Genomic DNA, 19,884 nt, shown 5'->3' on the forward strand with positions numbered 1-19,884 from the left:
TCGATCATGGCACCGCCGCATGGAGATCGGCCAGTCTTTCCAGGGCATCTGCGACGTGCGCACGGACACAGTGTCGCGCCTCGTCGGGGGCGTGCGCCTCGATCGCGGCGACCAGCGCGCGGTGCCGGGAGGCGGTGTGCGTGCGGAAGGCCGGGTCGGACAGCGGGAGCCTCAACAGGGCGCCGAAGTCGGCCTCGAGACGTACGACCTCCCGCGTCATGCGGGCGGACTGGGTCAGGGCCGCGATCGAGAGATAGAGCTCGGAGTCGGCGTGCCGCCACAGCCCGATGTCGGGCTCGGCCGGGTCGAGCAGCAGCCCGTGGAGGCCCTCGACATCGGTGGCGTCCGCCCGTTCGGCGGCGAGCTCGGCGCAACCGGCGAGGATGACGCCGTAGATCGTGCCGCGGTCGCGCAGCTCGACGCGGGACATCGACGCGAGCCGGCTGCCGAGCTCGGCCTCACCGGTCGGCTCGGGTCGGGTGACGAAGCTGCCGCCACCACGGCCACGGGTCGTCGTGACGAGGCCTTGCGCCCGTAGCGCGACGAGCGCCTCGCGCGCCGTGACGGTCGCGACGCCGAGCATCGCGGCGAGCTCGGGCTCGCTGGGGAGTCGCTCACCGTCGGCGAGGACGCCCGACCGGATCGCCTCCGCGAGCCGGTTCTCCACACGCACGGCACGTCCCTCGTCCCCGATCGGAGCGAAGATCGCCGAGCGGGCACGGGTGGCCGGTCGTCGCACAGTCGCCACGCACCCCTCCGTCCTGTTCACACGATCGTTGCAAACCGGGCCTAGCCATTTAATATCTGGTCCCATATGATTATGCATCACGTGGCCCCGGTCACACCCGGACGACGCCGGACATTCGCACCGACGAGAGAACAGGACACCCATGGCCGTCAGCACCTCCGCCGGAACCAGGGCGAGCGTGGACGCTCCCGGAGGAACGGCGATCTCGCTGCGGAACCTCAGCAAGCACTTCGGTGACGTCAAGGCCGTCGACGGCGTCGACCTCGACATCGCGGACGGCGAGTTCTTCTCGATGCTGGGCCCTTCAGGCTCGGGCAAGACCACCGTGCTGCGACTCATCGCCGGTTTCGAGCAGGCGACCGAGGGCACGATCCAGCTCGCCGGCGAGGACGTCACCGCCAAGCCGCCGTTCGACCGGGACGTCAACACGGTGTTCCAGGACTACGCGCTGTTCCCGCACATGAGCGTGCTCGACAACGTGGCGTACGGGCTGCGGGTCCGTGGGGTCAAGAAGGCCGCCCGTCGCCAGCAGGCCGAGGAGGCCCTCGCGACCGTGCAGCTGGCGCACCTCGGCAGCCGTCGGCCCGGCCAGCTGTCGGGCGGCCAGCGTCAACGCGTGGCCCTGGCCCGCTCGATCGTCGTACGCCCCAAGGTCCTGCTGCTCGACGAGCCGCTCGGCGCGCTCGACCTGAAGCTCCGTGAGCAGATGCAGGTCGAGCTCAAGCAGCTGCAGCGCAACCTCGGCATCACGTTCGTCTTCGTGACCCATGACCAGGAGGAAGCCCTGACGTTGAGCGATCGCGTCGCGGTGTTCAGCGAGGGCCGCATCGTCCAGCTCGGCACGCCGCAGGAGATCTACGAGCAGCCGTCGTCGGAGTACGTCGCCAAGTTCGTCGGCACGTCCAACATCTTCGACAGCGACACGTCCGCGCGGTTGCTGGGGCGTGAGGGCACGCACGCCCTTCGGCCCGAGAAGGTCACGCTGCGCCCGTCGGGCTCGGCCGTCCCGGACGAGCGGACCATCCGCGCCGAGGGCGTCATCACGGAGTCGATCTATCTCGGCACCGGTCACCGCATCCACGTACGCCTGCACGACGGCACGGGGATCGTCGTGCTCGAGCAGAGCACCGGCGGCAAGGCCGACGAGCAGCGTGGCGACGAGGTCCTCGCCACCTGGTCCGTCGACGACCTCGTACCCCTCGCCTGAACCTGTCAGCTCCCACCACGAAGAGATGGAGACAACGATGAGAATCACCACCCGCAGGAGGAAGGCCGCAGGGGCCTTGCTCGCCACCAGCGCGCTCGTCGTGCTCGCCGCGTGCGGCGGCAGCGACTCCGAGGGCGGCAAGGCCGTCGAGAAGCTCGGCAAGACCGAGGGCAAGGTCTCGATCCTGGCGTGGCCCGGCTACGTCGAGGACGGCAGCAACGACCCCAAGGTCGACTGGGTCAGCGACTTCGAGAAGCAGACCAAGTGCCAGGTCACCAGCAAGACGTACGGCACCTCGGACGAGGCGTTCAACCTGGCCAAGACCGGTGACTACGACGTCGTGGTGGCGTCGGGTGACCTCACCGCCCGCATGGTCGCGTCCAAGGAGGCGACCGAGGTCAACACCGACCTGATCCCCAACTACGCCAAGGTCTACGACTTCCTCAAGGACCAGGAGTGGAACACGTTCGACGGCAAGCACTACGGCGTGCCGCACGGCTACGGCGCCAACCTCCTGATGTACAACGAGGACGAGGTCTCACCGGCCCCGACCTCGTGGTCCGCGGTGTTCGAGCCCGGCGAGATGTCGAAGTACAAGGGCAAGATCACGTCGTACGACTCGCCGATCTACATCGCCGACGCTGCGCTCTACCTCATGAAGACCAAGCCCGAGCTCAAGATCGAGAACCCGTACGCGCTTGACGAGAAGCAGTTCGACGCGGCCGTCGACCTGCTCAAGGAGCAGCGCAAGAACGTGGGCGAGTACTGGTCGGACTACCTGAAGGAGATCTCCGCGTTCGAGACCGGCGACTCGGTCATCGGCACGACGTGGCAGGTCATCGTCAACTCGGTCGAGAAGGCCAAGGTCAAGGCGATCCTGCCCGAGGAGGGCGCGACCGGCTGGTCGGACACCTGGATGATCTCGTCCAAGGCCAAGCACCCCAACTGCGCCTACAAGTGGCTCGACTACATCGAGTCGCCCAAGGCCAACGCTCAGGCCACCGAGTACTTCGGCGAGGCGCCGAACAGCGCCGAGGCGTGCGACTTCGCGAGTGACCCGGGCTTCTGCGAGACGTACAAGGCCGGCGACAAGGAGTTCGCGTCGAAGCTCTGGTACTGGCGCACGCCGGTCGCGGAGTGCCTCGACGGCCGTGACGTCACGTGCATGGACTACTCGCAGTGGACCAAGGCCTGGACCGAGATCAAGGGCTAGGTCACGGAACACATGTCGGTCGACGCCGCTCGCGCAGCCGTCCCCCCACCGCGGGGGACGGCCGCGTGGCGCATCTCCTCGTCCCTGAGCGCCAGGCCGCGGGCACGTCTCGGGCTGCTGCTCGCCGCCCCGCTCACCTGGCTCGTCCTGGTGTACGTCGTCGCGCTCGCGGCCCTGCTCGTCTCGGCGCTCTGGACCGTCGACAGCTTCACCGGCGAGCTCAACCGCAGCCTGACGCTCGACAACCTCAAGGAGATCACGACCGAGTCGCTCTATCGCACCGTCACGTTGCGCACGATCGGTGTCGCGGCGCTGGTGACGGTCGTCGACATCGTCATCGCGCTGCCGATCGCGTTCTACATGGCCAAGCTCGCGTCGAGGCGGATGCAGCGGATCCTCGTGATCGCGGTGCTGACGCCGCTCTGGGCCAGCTATCTCGTCAAGGCGTTCGCCTGGCGTTCGGTCCTGTCCGACGGCGGCATCTTCCAGTGGGCCGCCAGCCGCATCGGCCTCGACACCCCCGGCTACGGGTTGACCGCGGTCGTCATCACGCAGGCGTACATCTGGCTCCCGTACGTCATCCTGCCCATCTTCGCGGGGCTCGAGCGGGTGCCGAACTCGCTGCTCGACGCGTCCGGCGACCTCGGGGCATCGACGTGGCAGACGATGCGCACGATCGTGTTCCCGATGCTAACGCCGGCGATCATCGCCGGATCGATCTTCAGCTTCTCGCTGACGCTGGGCGACTACATCACGGTCAACATCGTCGGCGGCGCCAACCAGATGCTCGGCAACCTCGTCTACACCAACGTCGGCGCGGCCAACAACCTCCCGCTGGCGGCGGCGATCGCGCTGATCCCCATCGTCATCATGATCGGCTACCTGACGGCGGTCCGCCGTACGGGCGCCCTCGAGAACCTCTAGGGACACTGATGATCCTGAGCGCATCCCTCCGACGCCTGCTGGCGGCGCTGACCGGCCTGATCCTGCTGGTGATGTACCTGCCGCTCGCGGTCGTGGTGCTCAACTCGTTCAACACGAGCCGTTCGCTGACCTGGCCACCGCCGGGGCTCACGTTCGACTGGTGGCAGCGCGCGTTCCACAGCGCCGGTGCCCGCGACGCCGTCGCCACGAGCGTCGAGGTCGCCCTCGCGTCGACCGCGATCGCGCTCGTGCTGGGCACGCTGCTCTCGCTTGCGCTGCAGCGACACGACTTCTTCGGCAAGAGCTCGGTCAACCTGCTGGTGATCCTGCCGATCGCGCTGCCCGGCATCGTCACCGGCATCGCGCTCAACAACGCGTTCCGCGGCGTGCTCAGCCTGCAGCTGTCGATCATGACGGTGATCGTCGCCCACGCGACGTTCTGCATCGTCACGGTGTTCAACAACGTGCAGGCCAGGCTGCGGCGCATGGGCGGCAACTTCGAGGAGGCGTCGGCCGACCTCGGAGCCGGGGTCTGGACGACGTTCCGCCTCGTGACGTTCCCGCAGCTGAGGTCGGCCCTGCTGGCGGGTGGCCTGCTGGCGTTCGCCCTCAGCTTCGACGAGATCATCGTGACGACCTTCACCGCCGGCGCGGGGGTCAAGACCTTGCCCCTCTGGATCCTCGACAACCTCTTCCGGCCCAACCAGGCGCCGATCGTCAACGTCGTGGCCGTCGTCCTGATCCTGCTGTCGGTCGTGCCGATCTGGCTCGCCCAGAAGATCAGCGGCGACACCGAGGCCCTCAGGTAGGACCGGGCGCGTCGCTCAGTCGGCGATGAAGAACATCCGCTTGTTGACGAACTCGTCCATGCCGAGCGGGCCGAGCTCGCGGCCGAAGCCGGAGCGCTTGACGCCGCCGAACGGGATCTCCGCACCCTCGCCGGCCGTGGAGTTGACGTTGGCCATGCCGACCTCGAGGCGCTGCGCGATCGTGGCGGCACGCTCCGGATCGGCACTGAACACGGCGCCACCCAGGCCGTACTGCGTGTCGTTGGCGAGCTCGAGGGCCTCCTCGTCGCTGCCGACCTTGTAGACGACCGCGACGGGGCCGAACAGCTCCTCGCTGTAGGCCCGCATCTCCTTGGTGACGCCGGTCAGGACGGCGGGCGTGTAGTGCGCGTCGGGCCCGTCGCTCAGGACGCCGCCCGCGTGCAGCGTCGCGCCCTTGCTCACGGCGTCGTCGACCTGCTCGGCGATGGCCTCGGCGGCCCGGCGGGACGAGAGCGGCGAGAACGAGTCGATGGCGAGCGCCTTCTCGGTCAGCTTGGCCACGAAGTCGTCGAACAGGTCGTCCATGACGATCATGCGCTTGTTGGAGTTGCAGGCCTGGCCGGTGTTGTACATCCGGAAGTCCCACGCGTTATCGACGACCTCGTCGAGCTTGTCGCTGTCGAGCACGATCATGGGGTCGGAGCCGCCGAGCTCGAGCACGCACTTCTTGAGGTTCTTGCCGGCAAGGGCGGCGACGACGGCGCCCGCGCGCTCGGACCCGGTCAGCGAGACGCCCTGGATGCGCGGGTCGCTGATGATCGTCTCGATCTGCTCGTGCGAGGCGAACACGTTGACGTACGCACCCTCGGGCACCCCGGCCTCCTTCATGATCTGCTCGACGGCGAGCGCCGACTTCGGCACCGACTCGGCGTGCTTGAGGAGGATCGTGTTGCCCAGCATCAGGTTGGGCGCCGCGAACCGGGCGATCTGGTAGTAGGGGAAGTTCCACGGCATGATGCCGAGCAGCGGTCCGACCGGGAGCTTCTGCACGACGGCCTTGCCGCCCGAGAACGTCTTGATCGGCTGGTCGGCGGCGAGCGTCGGGCCCTCGGTCGCGAAGTAGTCGAAGATCGACTGGCAGAACTCGGCCTCCTCGACGCCCTCACCGAGTGGCTTGCCCATCTCCTCGTTCGCGATCGCCGCGAGCTCGTCGGCCCGCTCGGCGAACAGCGCCGCGACCTTCTTGACGATCTCGCCGCGCTCGGTGATCGGCACGTCCTTCCACGACGCGTACGCCCGGGTCGCCGCCGAGATCGCCTGCTCGATGTCGGCGTCCGACGCGGTCTCGAACGTCTCGACGACGTCGCCCGTCGCGGGGTTGACGACCTGGTAGGCGGGTCCTGATGTCGTGGTCATGTGCTTCTCCTCGGGTGGTGGACCTAGGGCCAGTCGATGCTGAGGTACTGCGTCTCGGTGAACTCTTCGAGGCCGGCGCGGGCGCCCTCTCGTCCGAGCCCACTTTGCTTCATGCCGCCGAATGGTGCCGATGGATCCGAGACTAGTCCGCGATTGATGCCGATCATGCCGGCGTCGATCGCCTCGCCGATCCGCATCGCGCGTTGGAGCTCGCCGGCGAACACGTACGCCGCCAGGCCGAACTCCGACGCGTTGACGAGGCGCAGCATCTCGGACTCGTCGGTCCACGTCACGATCGGTGCGACGGGGCCGAAGATCTCGGTGGTGACGACGTCGGCGTCGGCCGGCACGTCGACGAGCACGGTGGGCGGGTAGTAGTAGCCCTTGCTGTCGGGCACGTCGGACCGATGGCTGATCCGGGCGCCGGCGGCGAGTGCGGAGTCGACCAGGGCGGTGACGCCGTCGACGGCCTTGGCGGAGATCAACGGCCCGATCTGAGAACCGTCCGCCGCGGGGCCGACGGTGAGCTTCTCCACCTCGGCTCCGAGCTTGGCGGTGAAGGCGTCGGCGACGTCCGCGTGGACGTAGAAGCGGTTGGCGGCGGTGCAGGCCTGGCCGCCGCCGCGGAACTTCGCGATCATCGCGCCGGCGACGGCGGCATCGAGGTCGGCGTCCTCGGTCACCACGAGGGGGGCGTTGCCGCCGAGCTCCATCGACGAGTTCACGACGCGGTCGGCGGCCTGCTTGAGCAGGACGCGGCCGATGCCGGTCGAGCCGGTGAACGAGATCTTGCGGACGCGGGCGTCGGCCATCCAGGTCGACACGACGGACGACGCGTCGGTCGTCGGCACGACGTTGACGACGCCGTCGGGCACGCCGGCCTCGACGAGCAGCCGGGTCACGGCGAGCGCGGTCAGGGGTGTCTCGGACGCGGGCTTGAGCACGACGGTGCACCCTGCGGCGAGCGCCGGCGCGACCTTGCGGGTCGCCATCGCAGCCGGGAAGTTCCACGGCGTCACGAGCGCTGCCACACCGACCGGCTTGTGGGTCACGACCGTGCGGGTGCCGCCCGCCGGCGAGACCCCGTAGTCGCCGCCGGTGCGGACGGCCTCCTCGGCGAACCAGCGGAAGAACTCCGCGGCGTACGTGACCTCACCGCGCGCGTCCGACAACGACTTGCCGTTCTCCGCACTGATCAGCGCCGCGAGCTCCTCGGTGTCGCGGACCATCAGCTCGTACGTACGACGGAGGATCTCCGAGCGCTGGCGTGGCGGCATCGCGGACCAGGCCGGCAGCGCTGCTGCGGCGGCGTCGACCGCCGCGGTCGCGTCCGCGGGTCCGCCGTCAGCGACCTGACCGATGACGGTGCGGTCGGCCGGGTTCTCGACGTCGAACTCGCCGGCCGAGCCGGCCCGCCACTCACCGCCGATGAACACGCCGTTCATGCGTTGTCCCTGAAGGCGGCCGCGACGACGTCGAGCCCTTCGTTGAGCAGCTCGTCGCTGATGGCCAGCGGCGGCAGGAAGCGGAGCACGTTGCCGTACGTGCCACAGGTCAGCACGATCACGCCGGCGAGGTGTGCGGCCGCGGCGATGGCGTTGGTCAGCAGCGGGTCGGGCTCGTCGGTGCCGCTCTTGACGATCTCGACGGCGATCATCGCGCCGCGACCGCGTACGTCACCGAGGCGGTCGTCGTCGGCCTGCAACCGGTGCAGCCGATCGAGCATGAGCCGCTCGATCTGCCGGGCGCGCTCGACGAGGCCGTCGGCCTCGATCGTCTCGATCGTGGCAAGGGCTGCGGCGCAGGCGATGGGGTTGCCGCCGTACGTGCCGCCGAGACCGGAGACGTGTGCGGCGTCCATGATCTCGCCGCGGCCGGTCACCGCTGAGAGCGGCAGTCCGCCGGCGATGCCCTTGGCCGTGACGATCAGGTCCGGCACGACGCCGTCGTGCTCGCAGGCGAACAGCTCGCCCGTACGTGCGAAGCCGCTCTGCACCTCGTCGGCGATGAACACGACGTTGTTGGCGGTGCACCACTCGGCGAGCGCCGGGAGGAACCCGTCGGCGGGCACGATGAAGCCGCCCTCGCCCTGGATCGGCTCGATCACGACGGCGGCCAGGTTGGCGGCGCCGACCTGCTTCTCGATGTACGTGATCGCGCGGCGCGCCGCCGCAGCACCGTCGACATTCTTCTCGTCGCGGTAGGGGTAGGACAGCGGCGCCCGGTAGACCTCGGGGGAGAACGGGCCGAAGCCGCTCTTGTAGGGCATCGACTTGGCGGTCATCGCCATCGTCAGGTTGGTGCGGCCGTGGTACGCGTGGTCGAACGCCACGACGGCCTGCTTCTTGGTGTGGGCGCGGGCGATCTTGACGGCGTTCTCGACCGCCTCGGCGCCCGAGTTGAACAGCGCCGAGCGCTTGTCGTGGTCGCCCGGGGTCAACCGGTTGAGCGCCTCGGCGACCGCGACATAGCCCTCGTACGGGGTGACCATGAAGCACGTGTGGGTGAACGCCTCGACCTGCGCGCGTACGGCATCGACGACACGCGGTGCGCTGTTGCCGACCGTCGTGACCGCGATGCCGGAGCCGAGGTCGATGAACGAGTTGCCGTCGACGTCCTTGACGATGCCGCCACCCGCCTCGACGGCGAAGACCGGCATCGTCGTCCCGACGCCCTGCGCGACCGCTGACTTCTTGCGGGTCATCAGCTCCTGGGACCGGGGACCGGGGATCGCGGTGACGAGATTGCGGCGTTGCTCGAGCGAGGCAGACATGCTGCGATTCTCGTCGCCGTCACCCTATGCCGTCCAATACTCAGTTCTGATCGAGACTATGCTCTGGAGGCATGGAGCTCCGCACGCTCGGCTACTTTGTCGCGGTCGCCGAGACCGGCTCGGTCAGCGCGGCTGCCGACGTCGTGCACGTGACCCAGCCGGCGATCTCGCGACAGATCCGCCAGCTCGAGACCGAGCTCGGCGTCGAGCTGTTCGCGCGGTCAGCGGGGCGGCTGCAGCTGAGTGCGGCCGGACGCCAGTTCCTGCCGCACGCGCAGGACGTCCTGCGTCGCGCCGAGAGCGCGCGCAACGCCGCCAGGTCGTACGCCGCGGGGCGCCTCGAGCGGATCACGATCGCCGCGCCGACGACGACCCTCACCGATGTCATCGCCCCGTTCCTGGCGACGCTCGGACCGGACGACCCGATGCCGACGGTCATCGAGTCGGACCCCCGCGAGGCGTACGACGCGTTGCGGCACGGAGCCGACCTCGCCATCGCGACCGAGCCGCCGCCGGCCCGGCTCGCCAGTGCTGCCCTCGCGGTGCTGCCGGTCTGGGCGTACGTACGGGCGGACCATCGATGGCGCGACCAGGGCTCGGTACGCCTGAAGGAGCTCGCGACCGAGACGGTGCTGGCGCTGACGCCGGCGTTCAAGCCGCGGCAGATCCTCGACAGCGCGATGGAGCGGGCGCAGGTGGCACCGGGACCGGTCGTCGACTGCAGCAACCCACAGGTCGCGCAGGCCCTGGCGGCCGCCGGCCGAGGCACCGCCGTCGTGTCGGACGACCCGCGGTTCGGGCTGCACCCGCTGGAGATCGTCGGGCGGGACGGACCGCTGCGCATCGAGCTGTCCGCCGCGTGGGAGCCCGCCCATCACGCGGCGGCGACGTTGCGGGAGCTGTCGGCCCGGCTGCGGGAATTCTGCGTCGAGCGCTACGGCGCGGATGTTGCGCCGACGGGCTGAGTCGTCGTTGCGGTCTCCCGCAACGTTTCCCGCAACCCAGTGACCGTCGGCGACGCGCGGGCTACGTTCGAGTCACGGGAGATGCAGGAGGACGGTTTCCTCGTCAGGGCCGTCTGATCGGCTGATCCATGTTGCGGCGCATGCAACGCTGCGTGTTTGTGTGCGACGCGGTGCCCCCGAGTCCCGAGCTCGGGGGCACTCCTGTGCCCGGCTACGGAGCTGGTGTCGCAGCGACGGGCTGAGGCTTGCTGAGCAGCCCCTTGCGGTCGGCGACGACCTCGAAGAGGACCGTGAAGAACGGCGGGATGCTCGATCCGAGCGCCAGCAGGAACGTCTTGGTGGTCCAGCCGAACGTCTTGCGCGCGACGAACGTCGTGATCACGAACAGGATGAAGACGACGCCGTGGATCATTCCGGCGACCGGGACGCCGCCCTCGCGCAGGCCGAACGGCTCGGACTCGGTGACGTACTTGCAGAACATGGCCGACAGCAGCAGGGCCCAGGACACGGCCTCGGCGATGGCGATCGTACGAAAGGTGGTGCGGACGTTTGAGGGATTCACGCCACCACGCTACCCGCGTAACGCCAAGGAAATGGTGGCCGGTGACAATGGTCATATGGCCTTCCTGCTGCGCGTCGAGCTGCCCGACGTGCCCGGCTCCCTGGGTGCGCTCGCCACGGCTCTCGGTGGCGCCGGCGCCGACATCGAGGCGATCGAGATCGTCGAGCGGCGACCCGACGGCCGGGTCGTCGACGACGTGCTGCTGGAGCTCCCGGCGCGCGTCATGCCCGACGCGTTGATCACGGCATGCCACCAGCTCGAGGGTGTCACGGTCGACTGGATCTCGCGCTACAACGCCGGCGCCAACCTCAGCATGGATCTCGAGGCGGTCGAGCGGTTCACCGAGGACCCGACCAAGGCGATCGACAACCTCGTCGAGGTCATCCCGGCGACGTTCCGGACGGACTGGGCGATGGCCCTGCACCGCGTCGATGGCGAGGCCGCGGTCATGACCAAGTCGTCGACCGCGCCCAAGCTCGTCGCCGAGGCGTCGGCATGGCTCGGCATCCGCAAGTCCAAGGTGCTGCGGGAGGTGCCCGAGTGGGACTCGACGGTGCTCGCGGCGTCGCCCGCACGCGACCGCCGCGGCGACGGGTTCGTGGTCGTCGTGGGCCGGCACGGCGGTCCGGAGTTCCTCGCCTCCGAGCTCGCCAGGCTCGGCCACATGGTCTCCCTCGCGGCGTCGGTCCAGAGCCGTTGACGGTTTACCAAGAGGTCAGGGCAACCTGCACTCCGCACGGCAACCTGCCACTCCGCAGGGCGCGCGCGCCTTGGTGAGTGGCGGTTTGCCGTGACCTCTTGGTAAACCGCCACCCCACCGGCTAGTCCTTCGGCTTGGTCTCCGGGACGTGCGCGTGGTGGAAGCGGCCGAGCGCGTCGACCTCCTTCTCCATCTGTGGGACGCTCTTGCGGGCCAGGCGCCTGAGCACCGGCCACGCCAGCGGCGAGTTGGTCAGTGCCTTGGTCCAGCTCGCGAGCAGCACGCCCTTGGGCACGTACACGCGGCTCTTGCGCTTGGCGAAGCCCTGCAGGATGAGCTCGACGCACTCCTCGACGCTGGTCGTGCTGTTGGCCGGGTAGGGGAGCTTCTTGCGGATCTCCCGGAACGTCGGCAGGTCGTGCTCGGCGTTGCGCACGATGTCGGTGTCGATCCAGGACGGATGGCAGATACCGACGCCGATGCCGAGGTGCGCGACCTCCTGCTTGTACGCGAGCGCCAGCGACTCCGCGCCGGCCTTGCTGGCGTTGTACGACGCGAGGCCCGCGAGCGCGGTGAACGAGGCGAGCGACGCCACGACGAGCGCGTATCCGTTCGTCGCCGCGAGGTGCGGCGTCGCGTGCTTGAGCGTGCGGAAGACGCCGTTGATGTTGATGTCGACGACCCGCTCGAACGCCGCGTCGTCGATCTGGCGCACGGTGCCGTACGACGCGATGCCGGCGTTGGCCAGCACGAAGTCGATGCGGCCGAAGTGTGCCGCGGCGGCGTCGGTCGCAGCGGCGACGGCGGCTGAGTCGCGTACGTCGGCCTCCCACCACGCGGCCGAGTCGCCGAGCTCGTCGGACAGCTCGGTGAGCAGCTCGGGCTCGAGGCCCACGAGCGCGACCTGGCCACCGCGCGCGACGAAGCCGCGTGCCACGCCTGCGCCGATGCCACGTGCGGCGCCCGTGACGAGCGCGACCTTGCCGGTGAAGTTGTCGGTCATCAGGTCAACATACCGTCGGTATCTGGAATAAGCCACTCCCGATGTCACATAGGACGCGGCTCACACCTGCAGCCGTCGCTCCAGTGACTCTAGGTCCGGCTCGAACCACACCTGCCCGCCACGGTTGGACTCGACCACCCAGGCGTTGAGCGAGACGCTGTCGGCCACCCGGGCCGAGATGTCGCCGATGATCGCGAGTCGGAGGCGGTAGTTGACGTACTTCTGCGCGACCTCGCCGGCGAACCCGGTCCGGAGCTCGAAGAAGTCGTCCGTCAGACGTACGACCGGGATGACGACGAGCTCGGCCTCGCCCCACGCCGCATCGCCGATCATCTCGGTCGCGGCCTCGATCGTGTCGAGAGCTGGACCGTCCTCCGACAGGACGAGTGCCGGTGTCCCGTGGATCCTCATCAGCTCGCGATCGGTCATGGCACGACGATATCGACGGCAGCCTGCGCGATACCCTCGCCGTCATGACCGTCTCCGAGATCTTCGACCCCTCAGCCTGGCGCGACGTCCCGGGCTTCGAGGAACTCGAGGACATCACCTACCACCGCGCCGTCGACCACGGGACCGTCCGCATCGCGTTCGACCGGCCCGAGGTCCGCAACGCGTTCCGTCCCGGCACGGTCGACGAGCTGCTGACGGTGCTCGAGCACGCGCGCCAGTCGTCCGACGTCGGCTGCGTGTTGCTGACCGGCAACGGGCCCTCGCCCAAGGACGGCGGCTGGGCGTTCTGCTCCGGCGGCGACCAGCGCATCCGCGGCAAGGCCGGCTACCAGTACGCCGAGGGTGACTCCGCCGAGACGGTGGACCGCGCGAAGCTCGCCCGTCTGCACATCCTCGAGGTGCAGCGCCTGATCCGTTTCATGCCCAAGATCGTCATCGCCGTCGTCCCGGGTTGGGCCGCCGGCGGTGGGCACAGCCTGCACGTCGTCGCCGACCTCACGCTCGCCTCGGCCGAGCACGCGAAGTTCAAGCAGACCGATGCCGACGTCGGCTCGTTCGACGGCGGCTACGGCTCGGCCTATCTCGCTCGTCAGGTCGGCCAGAAGTTCGCCCGCGAGATCTTCCTGCTCGGCGACGAGTACTCCGCCGCCGACGCGCACCGCATGGGCATGGTCAACAAGGTCGTCCCGCACGCCGAGCTCGAGGCCGAGGCGCTCGACTGGGGTCGCAAGATCAACGCCAAGTCACCGACCGCGCAGCGGATGCTCAAGTACTCCTTCAACCTCATCGATGACGGGCTCGTCGGCCAGCAGGTCCTGCTCGGCGAGACGACCCGGCTGGCGTACATGACGGACGAGGCGCAGGAGGGCCGCGACGCGTTCCTCGAGAAGCGCGACCCGGACTTCACGCCCTACCCCTGGTACTACTGAGCGACAGACGCCTGAGGCACGCAAGCAGGCACGTTGGCGGCGCCTTCCGGATCCAGCGCGGGCCTGACCCGGCGCGAAGCCGTCGGACCGTGGATCGCGCTCAGGTCGTACCCGAGGAGTGAGACGCGAGTCTCACGGGGTGGTCCCAGCGGGTTACGAACAGATAACGTTCGCCGAATGAGCGACGGACAGCAAGAGAGCCCGCCGGCCGCGGTGATCGGTGTCGTTGCCGAGTCGAGTCCGGGCGAGACCCGCGTCGCGGCCACTCCCGCGACGGTGCGCCAGCTGATCGACCTCGGATATGTCGTGGCGGTCGAGCCGGGCGCCGGCGAGAAGGCCAGCTTCACCGACGAGGCGTACGCGCAGGCCGGTGCGGTCATCGCGCCCGCCGAGGACGTGTGGCGCAGCGGCATCGTGTTCAAGGTCAACGCGCCCTCGACCGACGAGATCGGCAAGCTGGCTGACGGCGCCACCCTGATCAGCCTCATCAGCCCCGCGCTCAACCCCGACCTCGTCGACGCACTCGCGCAGCGGCCCATCACGGTGCTCGCGATGGACGCCGTGCCGCGCATTTCGCGCGCCCAGTCGATGGATGTGCTGAGCTCGATGGCCAACATCGCGGGCTATCGCGCCGTGGTCGAGGCGGCACACGTGTTCGGCCGGTTCTTCACCGGTCAGATCACCGCCGCCGGCAAGGTCCCCCCGGCCAAGGTGCTCGTCGCCGGTGTCGGCGTTGCCGGCCTGGCCGCGATCGGCACCGCCAACAGCATGGGCGCGATCGTACGTGCGACAGACCCGCGGGCCGAGGTGGCCGACCAGGTCGCCTCGCTCGGCGGTGAGTACCTCGCCGTCGACGTGGAGACCGAGCAGAGCACCGACGGCTACGCGAAGGCGACGTCGGAGGACTACGACCGGCGCGCCGCCGAGATCTACTCCGAGCAGGCCGCCGACGTCGACATCATCATCACGACTGCTTTGATCCCGGGCCGCGCGGCGCCGGTGCTGATCACCGCCGCGGATGTGGCGAGCATGAAAGCCGGCAGCGTCATCGTCGACATGGCGGCGTCCAACGGCGGCAACGTCGAGGGCTCGGTCGCCGGCGAGGCGGTCGTCACCGACAACGGTGTGACGATCATCGGTTACACCGACCTGGCCGGCCGGCTGCCGACGCAGGCCTCACAGCTCTACGGCACCAACCTGGTCAACCTGATGAAGCTGCTGACGCCCGGCAAGGACGGCCAGCTCGTCCTCGACCTCGACGACGTCGTGCAGCGCACCATCACGGTCGTACGCGACCGCGAGGTGCTCTGGCCACCACCGCCGGTGCAGGTCTCGGCGGCGCCCGCCGCAGCGGTCGGGGCTTCGACAGGCTCAACCGGCGTGGAGCCCAAGCCGGAGAAGCAGCCCATGTCGGCCGCTCGCAAGCTGACGCTCATCGGCATCGGCGTGGTCGCACTGTTCCTCGTCAACGCGTACGCCCCGGAGCCGCTGCCCGAGCACTTCACGGTGCTGGTCCTGGCGATCGTCATCGGCTACTACGTCATCGGCAAGGTGCATCACGCGCTGCACACACCGCTGATGTCGGTCACCAACGCGATCTCGGGCATCATCGTCGTCGGCGCGATGCAGCAGATCGCGGTCGATGACGGTGCGATCCGTACGCTCGCCTTCGTCGCCGTCCTGCTCGCCAGCATCAACGTCTTCGGTGGCTTCGCCGTGACCCGACGCATGCTCAGCATGTTCTCGAAAGGCTGATCCGGGATGACTTCGCAAAGCGTCGCCACCGCGGCATACCTCGTCGCGGCGTTGCTGTTCATCCTCAGCCTCGCCGGACTGTCCAAGCACGAGTCGTCCCGTCAGGGCGTGCTCTACGGCATCGTCGGCATGGCGATCGCGCTCGTCGCGACGTTCATCGTCGTGGCGGACGTGTCGGACGCGACCGGCATCGTCCTGCTGCTGATCGCCGTGGCCATCGGCGCGGTGATCGGCCTGTGGCGCGCCCGCGTCGTCGAGATGACCGGCATGCCCGAGCTGATCGCGCTGCTGCACTCGTTCGTCGGTCTCGCCGCGGTGCTCGTGGGGTGGAACGGCCACCTCGAGGACAGCCACCTCACCGGGTCGCTGGAGGACATCCACAACGCCGAGGTGTTCGTCGGTGTCTTCATCGGCGCCGTCACGTTCACCGGCTCGATCGTCGCGTTCCTCAAGCTGTCGGCGCGCATCAAGTCGAGCCCGCTGATGCTGCCCGGCAAGAACTACCTCAACATCGGCGCCCTGGTCGCCTTCGCGGCGCTGACGATCTGGTTCGTCATCGATCCGAACATCGGGCTCCTCATCGCGGTCACGATCGTCGCGCTGGCCCTCGGCTGGCACCTCGTCGCGTCGATCGGTGGCGGCGACATGCCGGTCGTGGTGTCGATGCTCAACTCGTACTCGGGATGGGCGGCTGCGGCGTCGGGCTTCCTGCTCGACAACAACGCGTTGATCGTCACGGGTGCGCTGGTCGGCTCGTCGGGTGCCTACCTGTCGTACATCATGTGCCAGGCGATGAACCGCTCGTTCATCTCGGTCATCGCCGGCGGCTTCGGCATGGAGGCCGCAGCGGCCGACGACACGGACTACGGCGACTACCGCGAGATCAACGCTGCCGACACCGCCGAGCTGCTCAAGAACGCCTCGTCAGTGATCATCACGCCCGGTTACGGCATGGCCGTGGCGCAGGCCCAGTACCCGGTCGCCGACCTGGTCAAGAAGCTCCGCGAACGCGACATCGACGTGCGCTTCGGCATCCACCCGGTCGCCGGCCGCCTGCCCGGCCACATGAACGTGCTGCTGGCCGAGGCCAAGGTGCCGTACGACATCGCGCTCGAGATGGACGAGATCAACGACGACTTCGACGGCACGTCGGTCGTGCTGGTGATCGGCGCCAACGACACGGTCAACCCGGCCGCGACCGAGGACCCGGGCAGCCCCATCGCCGGCATGCCGGTGCTGCGCGTGTGGGAGGCCGACAACGTCGTGGTGTTCAAGCGGTCGATGGCCGCGGGCTATGCCGGTGTGCAGAACCCGCTGTTCTTCCGCGACAACGCCCAGATGCTGTTCGGCGACGCCAAGGAGCGGGTCGAGGACATCCTCCGCGAGCTCTGAGCCGGCGTGACGCCTTCAGGCGCCATTCGTTGTTGATGTCGAACGATCCTTTGGAGGACCGATGGACAAGCCTGAGTACGACCGGCCGGACGACAAGGAGTCGACGGGCAGCAAGGCCATCATCTTCGTGGTCCTGGCGCTCGTCATCATCGCGATCTACTACTTCGGCATCTACCGCTGACTCAGCCCACGAACAGCTGGGCGTGAGCGCCGGTCCTTGAGCTTGTCGAAAGGACGTTCGCGCGCCTTACTCGCAGAGCTCGTGGGGGACCCCAGCTGAGCGCGCTCAGCCCACGACGCCGTACAGGCGGTCGCCGGCGTCGCCCAGGCCCGGCACGATGTAGCCGAGGTCGTTGAGCTTCTCGTCGAGGCCGGCGGTCACGAGCGTCACCGGGACGTTGATCGCCGAGAGCTCTGACTCCAGCCGTGCGATGCCCTCCGGCGCCGCCAGCAGGGTGATCGCCGTGATGTGGTCCGCCCCGCGCTTGACCAGGAAGTCGATCGCGGCGGCGAGCGTACCGCCGGTCGCGAGCATCGGGTCGAGGACGTAGCACTGGCGGCCCGTGAGGTCGTCGGGGAGCCGTTCGGCGTACGTGACGGCCTCGAGCGTCTCTTCGTTCCGCACCATGCCGAGGAAGCCGACCTCGGCCGTCGGCAGCAGGCGCTGCATGCCCTCGAGCATGCCCAGCCCGGCCCGGAGGATCGGCACGACGAGCGGCGGCGGGTCCGAAAGGCGTACGCCCTTGGCCGGCGCGACGGGCGTCACGACGTCGACCGTCTCGACCCTCACGTCGCGCGTCGCCTCGTACGCGAGCAGCGTCACGAGCTCGTCGGCGAGGCGCCGGAACGTCGGGGAGTCGGTCCTCTCGTCGCGGAGCACCGTCAGCTTGTGCGAGATCAACGGGTGGTCGGCGACGTGTACCTGCATGTCAGCAGACTAGCGGTGCCCACGGGACGTCTGTCACCATCGCAGTGGAGCCCGTCCGACAGGAGGTGCGCGCATGGCCGAAGACGATGTCGACTTCGCCGTTGCCGCCTACCGCGACGAGGGCGAGTGGCAGGTCGTCGAGCTCAAGCGGAGCCTCGGCGAGGACGTCGAGGAGCTCAGCCTCGCGCTGGCGCGATTCCCGTCGGACGTGGGGGTGCTGGGGCTCGTGTCGATGGACGACGACTTCTTCGTCATCCTGCGCCGATCAGGCACCCAGGTGCGGGCGATGCTGTCTGACATCACGGCGGTGACGGACTGGCCGCTCGCAGTCGGCGTGGCCGACCTGCTCGACCTGCCCAACCCGGATGACGACGACGAGCCGCAGGCCGGCGGTGACCTCGAGCTCCTGAGCGACCTCGGCATGCCGGCCCTCGACCTGGGCGTGCTGTGCGACGACGACGACCTCTATCCCGAGGACATCCTGCGTGACGTCGCCGACCGGCTCGGGTTCGGCGATGCGTTCGAGGCCGTCATCGGGTGACGTACGAACACGAGATGGCGCAGGCGCTGATCCTGGCCGAGTCGGCACTCGCCGACGATGACGTCCCCGTCGGCGCGATCGTCCTGGATCCGGCCGGCGCGATCATCGGACGGGGCCGCAACACGCGCGAGCGTGACGGCGACCCGACGGGCCATGCCGAGATCGTGGCGATCCGCGAGGCCGCCGCCGCCCGTGGGGAGTGGCGGCTCGAAGGATGCACCTTGGTCGTGACGCTCGAGCCGTGCACGATGTGTGCGGGTGCGATCGTGTCGGCTCGTCTTGAAAGACTGGTGTTCGGCGCGTTCGACGACAAGGCCGGAGCGGTGGGCTCGCTCTGGGACGTCGTACGCGATCGCCGCCTCAACCATCGCCCGCAGGTCGTCAGCGGGGTGCTCGCCGAGCAGTCCACGGCGATGCTCCAGCAGTTCTTCGCGAGTCATCGGAAGGGATGAGCAGCAATCAGCTTCACGATCGAGGAGATCCAGATCCCGGAGACGATCGAGGGCACGGGTTGGGAGGTGTTCGAGGAGTACGTCACCGTGCGCAACGCGGTCGAGTCCCACACGATGGGCACCGATCTGTTCGACATGTCGCTGGCCGACATCTGGTCGGAGTACCGCGACAACCCGCACCGCACCCGGCGGCACTTCGCGGTCTGGCAGGACGGCGCGATCATCGGCCACGGGATCGTCACGCTGCGCCCCACCCAGCCGGAGACGGGGTCGCACCTGATGGCCGACATCCTGCCGGAGCATCGCCGCAAGGGCATCGGATCGGCGTTGTACGAGGTGGTCGAGCGGGCCGCGCTTGAGGCGGGAGCGCCGGTGCTCAAGGTCAACGTGCCTCACGTCGCCACCGCCGGCGGTGCGCGGGTGGCCTCGGCGACAGGTTTCGGTGACGTGCCGGCTGACGACGACGGCGTACGGTTCCTGCTCTCCCGCGGCTATGCGCTCGAGCAGATCAGCCGCATCAGCCTGCTCGACACGGCCGGCCTCGCCGAGCGCATGCGCCCGCTGGGTGAGGCGGCTGCCGAGGCTGCGGGTGACGACTACCGGGTCATCTCCTGGGTCGGGCCCACGCCGGAGCGCTGGACCGGTGACCTCGCCGAGCTGCGTACGCGCATGAGCACCGACGCCCCGTCGGCCGGGCTCGTGATGACGGTCGACGAGTGGGATGTCGACCGCGTACGCGACCACGACGCCAGGATCGCCGAGAGCGGAAGGACGATGCTGACCTCGGCGGCCGAGCACGTACCGTCGGGGTCGTTGGTCGCGTTCTCGGAGCTGATCCTGTCCGAGGGCAAGCCGATCGCCACGCAGGAGGACACGTTGGTGCTGCGCGACCACCGTGGCCACCGCCTCGGCATGCTGGTCAAGATCGCGGCGGCCGACCTGTTGCTCGAGCACGCGCCCGAGCGCGAGGCGATCGTCACGTGGAACGCCGAGGAGAACCGGCCCATGCTCGACGTCAACGAGGCGATGGGGTTCCGGGCGATCGGCTACGAGGGTGGCTGGCAGAAGCGGGTCCTTTCGACAAGCTCAAGGAGCCCAGGGGAATAGCGGCTGTGCTAATCTAGTTGAACATTCAACAAGGCCATGGGATGGTCTT

20 protein-coding genes are annotated in these 19,884 nt (G+C 68.8%); 12 read left to right on the top strand and 8 right to left on the bottom strand.

The window, feature by feature from the left end:
* Positions 1 to 4: 4 nt before the first annotated feature.
* The gene (locus ASE12_RS12480; RefSeq protein WP_235508900.1) at positions 5 to 748 is read right to left on the bottom strand and encodes a FadR/GntR family transcriptional regulator; all 744 of its coding nucleotides are present in this window, start codon (positions 746 to 748) and stop codon (positions 5 to 7) included.
* Positions 749 to 890: 142 nt separating this feature from the next.
* Here ASE12_RS12480 and ASE12_RS12485 point away from each other — a divergent pair, with 142 nt between their 5' ends.
* The 4 genes from ASE12_RS12485 to ASE12_RS12500 are packed head-to-tail and all read left to right on the top strand — an operon-like array spanning position 891 to position 4,901.
* Positions 891 to 1,955 (top strand): ABC transporter ATP-binding protein, encoded by a 1,065-nt coding sequence (locus tag ASE12_RS12485; protein WP_056400998.1) that lies wholly within the window; start codon positions 891 to 893, stop codon positions 1,953 to 1,955.
* A 37-nt stretch (positions 1,956 to 1,992) separates the two neighbouring features.
* Complete coding sequence (locus tag ASE12_RS12490) at positions 1,993 to 3,168, top strand: ABC transporter substrate-binding protein (RefSeq protein ID WP_056404815.1); 1,176 nt, start codon at positions 1,993 to 1,995, stop codon at positions 3,166 to 3,168.
* A gap of 12 nt (positions 3,169 to 3,180) precedes the next feature.
* Positions 3,181 to 4,092 (top strand): ABC transporter permease, encoded by a 912-nt coding sequence (locus ASE12_RS12495; protein WP_056401001.1) that lies wholly within the window; start codon positions 3,181 to 3,183, stop codon positions 4,090 to 4,092.
* Positions 4,093 to 4,100: 8 nt separating this feature from the next.
* On the top strand, positions 4,101 to 4,901 hold the full coding sequence (locus ASE12_RS12500) for an ABC transporter permease (RefSeq protein ID WP_056401003.1): 801 nt from the start codon (positions 4,101 to 4,103) through the stop codon (positions 4,899 to 4,901).
* A gap of 15 nt (positions 4,902 to 4,916) precedes the next feature.
* Here ASE12_RS12500 and ASE12_RS12505 read toward each other — a convergent pair whose 3' ends face one another.
* From ASE12_RS12505 to gabT, 3 genes are read right to left on the bottom strand one after another with little or no spacing between them, the layout of a single operon-like run.
* Complete coding sequence (locus tag ASE12_RS12505; RefSeq protein ID WP_056401007.1) at positions 4,917 to 6,278, bottom strand: NAD-dependent succinate-semialdehyde dehydrogenase; 1,362 nt, start codon at positions 6,276 to 6,278, stop codon at positions 4,917 to 4,919.
* A 23-nt stretch (positions 6,279 to 6,301) separates the two neighbouring features.
* Positions 6,302 to 7,723 (bottom strand): NAD-dependent succinate-semialdehyde dehydrogenase, encoded by a 1,422-nt coding sequence (locus ASE12_RS12510; protein WP_056401010.1) that lies wholly within the window; start codon positions 7,721 to 7,723, stop codon positions 6,302 to 6,304.
* Positions 7,720 to 9,051, bottom strand: coding sequence for a 4-aminobutyrate--2-oxoglutarate transaminase (gene gabT / locus ASE12_RS12515; RefSeq protein ID WP_056401013.1), 1,332 nt, complete (start codon positions 9,049 to 9,051; stop codon positions 7,720 to 7,722). Before gabT ends, ASE12_RS12510 begins: the two co-directional genes overlap by 4 nt.
* Before the next feature lie 71 nt (positions 9,052 to 9,122).
* Between gabT and ASE12_RS12520 the strand changes: the two genes are divergently transcribed.
* Positions 9,123 to 10,016 (top strand): LysR family transcriptional regulator, encoded by an 894-nt coding sequence (locus ASE12_RS12520; RefSeq protein ID WP_056401016.1) that lies wholly within the window; start codon positions 9,123 to 9,125, stop codon positions 10,014 to 10,016.
* A gap of 211 nt (positions 10,017 to 10,227) precedes the next feature.
* On the opposite strand, the gene ASE12_RS12525 is transcribed toward ASE12_RS12520, so the two are convergent.
* The gene (locus ASE12_RS12525) at positions 10,228 to 10,578 is read right to left on the bottom strand and encodes a DUF3817 domain-containing protein (protein ID WP_056401018.1); all 351 of its coding nucleotides are present in this window, start codon (positions 10,576 to 10,578) and stop codon (positions 10,228 to 10,230) included.
* Positions 10,579 to 10,633: 55 nt separating this feature from the next.
* Between ASE12_RS12525 and ASE12_RS12530 the strand changes: the two genes are divergently transcribed.
* Positions 10,634 to 11,278 carry a hypothetical protein gene (locus ASE12_RS12530; RefSeq protein WP_056401020.1) on the top strand — a complete coding sequence of 215 codons (645 nt, stop codon included), beginning with the start codon at positions 10,634 to 10,636 and terminating at the stop codon, positions 11,276 to 11,278.
* Between the two features lie 121 nt (positions 11,279 to 11,399).
* Here ASE12_RS12530 and ASE12_RS12535 read toward each other — a convergent pair whose 3' ends face one another.
* Both ASE12_RS12535 and ASE12_RS12540 read right to left on the bottom strand, forming a co-directional pair.
* Positions 11,400 to 12,281 (bottom strand): SDR family oxidoreductase, encoded by an 882-nt coding sequence (locus ASE12_RS12535; RefSeq protein WP_056401022.1) that lies wholly within the window; start codon positions 12,279 to 12,281, stop codon positions 11,400 to 11,402.
* Positions 12,282 to 12,341: 60 nt separating this feature from the next.
* The gene (locus ASE12_RS12540; protein ID WP_056401025.1) at positions 12,342 to 12,710 is read right to left on the bottom strand and encodes a DUF4180 domain-containing protein; all 369 of its coding nucleotides are present in this window, start codon (positions 12,708 to 12,710) and stop codon (positions 12,342 to 12,344) included.
* 44 nt (positions 12,711 to 12,754) lie between these two features.
* Here ASE12_RS12540 and ASE12_RS12545 point away from each other — a divergent pair, with 44 nt between their 5' ends.
* From ASE12_RS12545 to pntB, 3 genes are all read left to right on the top strand, one after another.
* Positions 12,755 to 13,660 (top strand): 1,4-dihydroxy-2-naphthoyl-CoA synthase, encoded by a 906-nt coding sequence (locus ASE12_RS12545; protein ID WP_056401028.1) that lies wholly within the window; start codon positions 12,755 to 12,757, stop codon positions 13,658 to 13,660.
* A 177-nt stretch (positions 13,661 to 13,837) separates the two neighbouring features.
* A complete protein-coding gene (locus tag ASE12_RS12550) occupies positions 13,838 to 15,415 on the top strand; it encodes a Re/Si-specific NAD(P)(+) transhydrogenase subunit alpha (protein WP_056401031.1) in 1,578 nt (525 codons plus the stop codon).
* 6 nt (positions 15,416 to 15,421) lie between these two features.
* Positions 15,422 to 16,807: a Re/Si-specific NAD(P)(+) transhydrogenase subunit beta gene (gene pntB, locus ASE12_RS12555; RefSeq protein ID WP_056401034.1), complete on the top strand. Its 1,386-nt coding sequence runs from the start codon at positions 15,422 to 15,424 to the stop codon at positions 16,805 to 16,807.
* 286 nt (positions 16,808 to 17,093) lie between these two features.
* Here the strand turns inward: pntB and upp are convergent, their stop codons facing one another.
* On the bottom strand, positions 17,094 to 17,735 hold the full coding sequence (gene upp, locus ASE12_RS12560; RefSeq protein WP_056401037.1) for a uracil phosphoribosyltransferase: 642 nt from the start codon (positions 17,733 to 17,735) through the stop codon (positions 17,094 to 17,096).
* A 73-nt stretch (positions 17,736 to 17,808) separates the two neighbouring features.
* Between upp and ASE12_RS12565 the strand changes: the two genes are divergently transcribed.
* From ASE12_RS12565 to ASE12_RS12575, 3 genes are all read left to right on the top strand, one after another.
* Positions 17,809 to 18,276, top strand: a complete 468-nt coding sequence (locus ASE12_RS12565; protein WP_056401040.1) for a tRNA adenosine deaminase-associated protein — start codon at positions 17,809 to 17,811, stop codon at positions 18,274 to 18,276.
* Complete coding sequence (gene tadA / locus ASE12_RS12570; RefSeq protein ID WP_255355465.1) at positions 18,273 to 18,728, top strand: tRNA adenosine(34) deaminase TadA; 456 nt, start codon at positions 18,273 to 18,275, stop codon at positions 18,726 to 18,728. Before ASE12_RS12565 ends, tadA begins: the two co-directional genes overlap by 4 nt.
* 66 nt (positions 18,729 to 18,794) lie before the next feature.
* Entirely contained in the window at positions 18,795 to 19,835 is a 1,041-nt protein-coding gene (locus ASE12_RS12575; RefSeq protein WP_056401044.1) for a GNAT family N-acetyltransferase, read from the top strand.
* Positions 19,836 to 19,884 lie beyond the last annotated feature (49 nt).

It is taken from the genome of Aeromicrobium sp. Root236 (assembly GCF_001428805.1).
GTDB lineage: Bacteria > Actinomycetota > Actinomycetes > Propionibacteriales > Nocardioidaceae > Aeromicrobium.

Excerpts from the sequence above, each read along its gene's own strand:
- ASE12_RS12495 (WP_056401001.1), top strand. The coding sequence starts at position 3,181 with ATGTCGGTCGACGCCGCTCGCGCAGCCGTCCCCCCACCGCGGGGGACG.
- pntB (WP_056401034.1), top strand. The coding sequence starts at position 15,422 with ATGACTTCGCAAAGCGTCGCCACCGCGGCATACCTCGTCGCGGCGTTG.
- ASE12_RS12485 (WP_056400998.1), top strand. The coding sequence starts at position 891 with ATGGCCGTCAGCACCTCCGCCGGAACCAGGGCGAGCGTGGACGCTCCC.
- upp (WP_056401037.1), bottom strand. The coding sequence starts at position 17,735 with ATGCAGGTACACGTCGCCGACCACCCGTTGATCTCGCACAAGCTGACG.
- gabT (WP_056401013.1), bottom strand. The coding sequence starts at position 9,051 with ATGTCTGCCTCGCTCGAGCAACGCCGCAATCTCGTCACCGCGATCCCC.
- ASE12_RS12550 (WP_056401031.1), top strand. The coding sequence starts at position 13,838 with ATGAGCGACGGACAGCAAGAGAGCCCGCCGGCCGCGGTGATCGGTGTC.
- ASE12_RS12535 (WP_056401022.1), bottom strand. The coding sequence starts at position 12,281 with ATGACCGACAACTTCACCGGCAAGGTCGCGCTCGTCACGGGCGCCGCA.
- ASE12_RS12510 (WP_056401010.1), bottom strand. The coding sequence starts at position 7,723 with ATGAACGGCGTGTTCATCGGCGGTGAGTGGCGGGCCGGCTCGGCCGGC.
- ASE12_RS12490 (WP_056404815.1), top strand. The coding sequence starts at position 1,993 with ATGAGAATCACCACCCGCAGGAGGAAGGCCGCAGGGGCCTTGCTCGCC.
- ASE12_RS12540 (WP_056401025.1), bottom strand. The coding sequence starts at position 12,710 with ATGACCGATCGCGAGCTGATGAGGATCCACGGGACACCGGCACTCGTC.
- ASE12_RS12565 (WP_056401040.1), top strand. The coding sequence starts at position 17,809 with ATGGCCGAAGACGATGTCGACTTCGCCGTTGCCGCCTACCGCGACGAG.
- ASE12_RS12500 (WP_056401003.1), top strand. The coding sequence starts at position 4,101 with ATGATCCTGAGCGCATCCCTCCGACGCCTGCTGGCGGCGCTGACCGGC.
- ASE12_RS12545 (WP_056401028.1), top strand. The coding sequence starts at position 12,755 with ATGACCGTCTCCGAGATCTTCGACCCCTCAGCCTGGCGCGACGTCCCG.
- ASE12_RS12505 (WP_056401007.1), bottom strand. The coding sequence starts at position 6,278 with ATGACCACGACATCAGGACCCGCCTACCAGGTCGTCAACCCCGCGACG.
- ASE12_RS12520 (WP_056401016.1), top strand. The coding sequence starts at position 9,123 with ATGGAGCTCCGCACGCTCGGCTACTTTGTCGCGGTCGCCGAGACCGGC.
- ASE12_RS12530 (WP_056401020.1), top strand. The coding sequence starts at position 10,634 with ATGGCCTTCCTGCTGCGCGTCGAGCTGCCCGACGTGCCCGGCTCCCTG.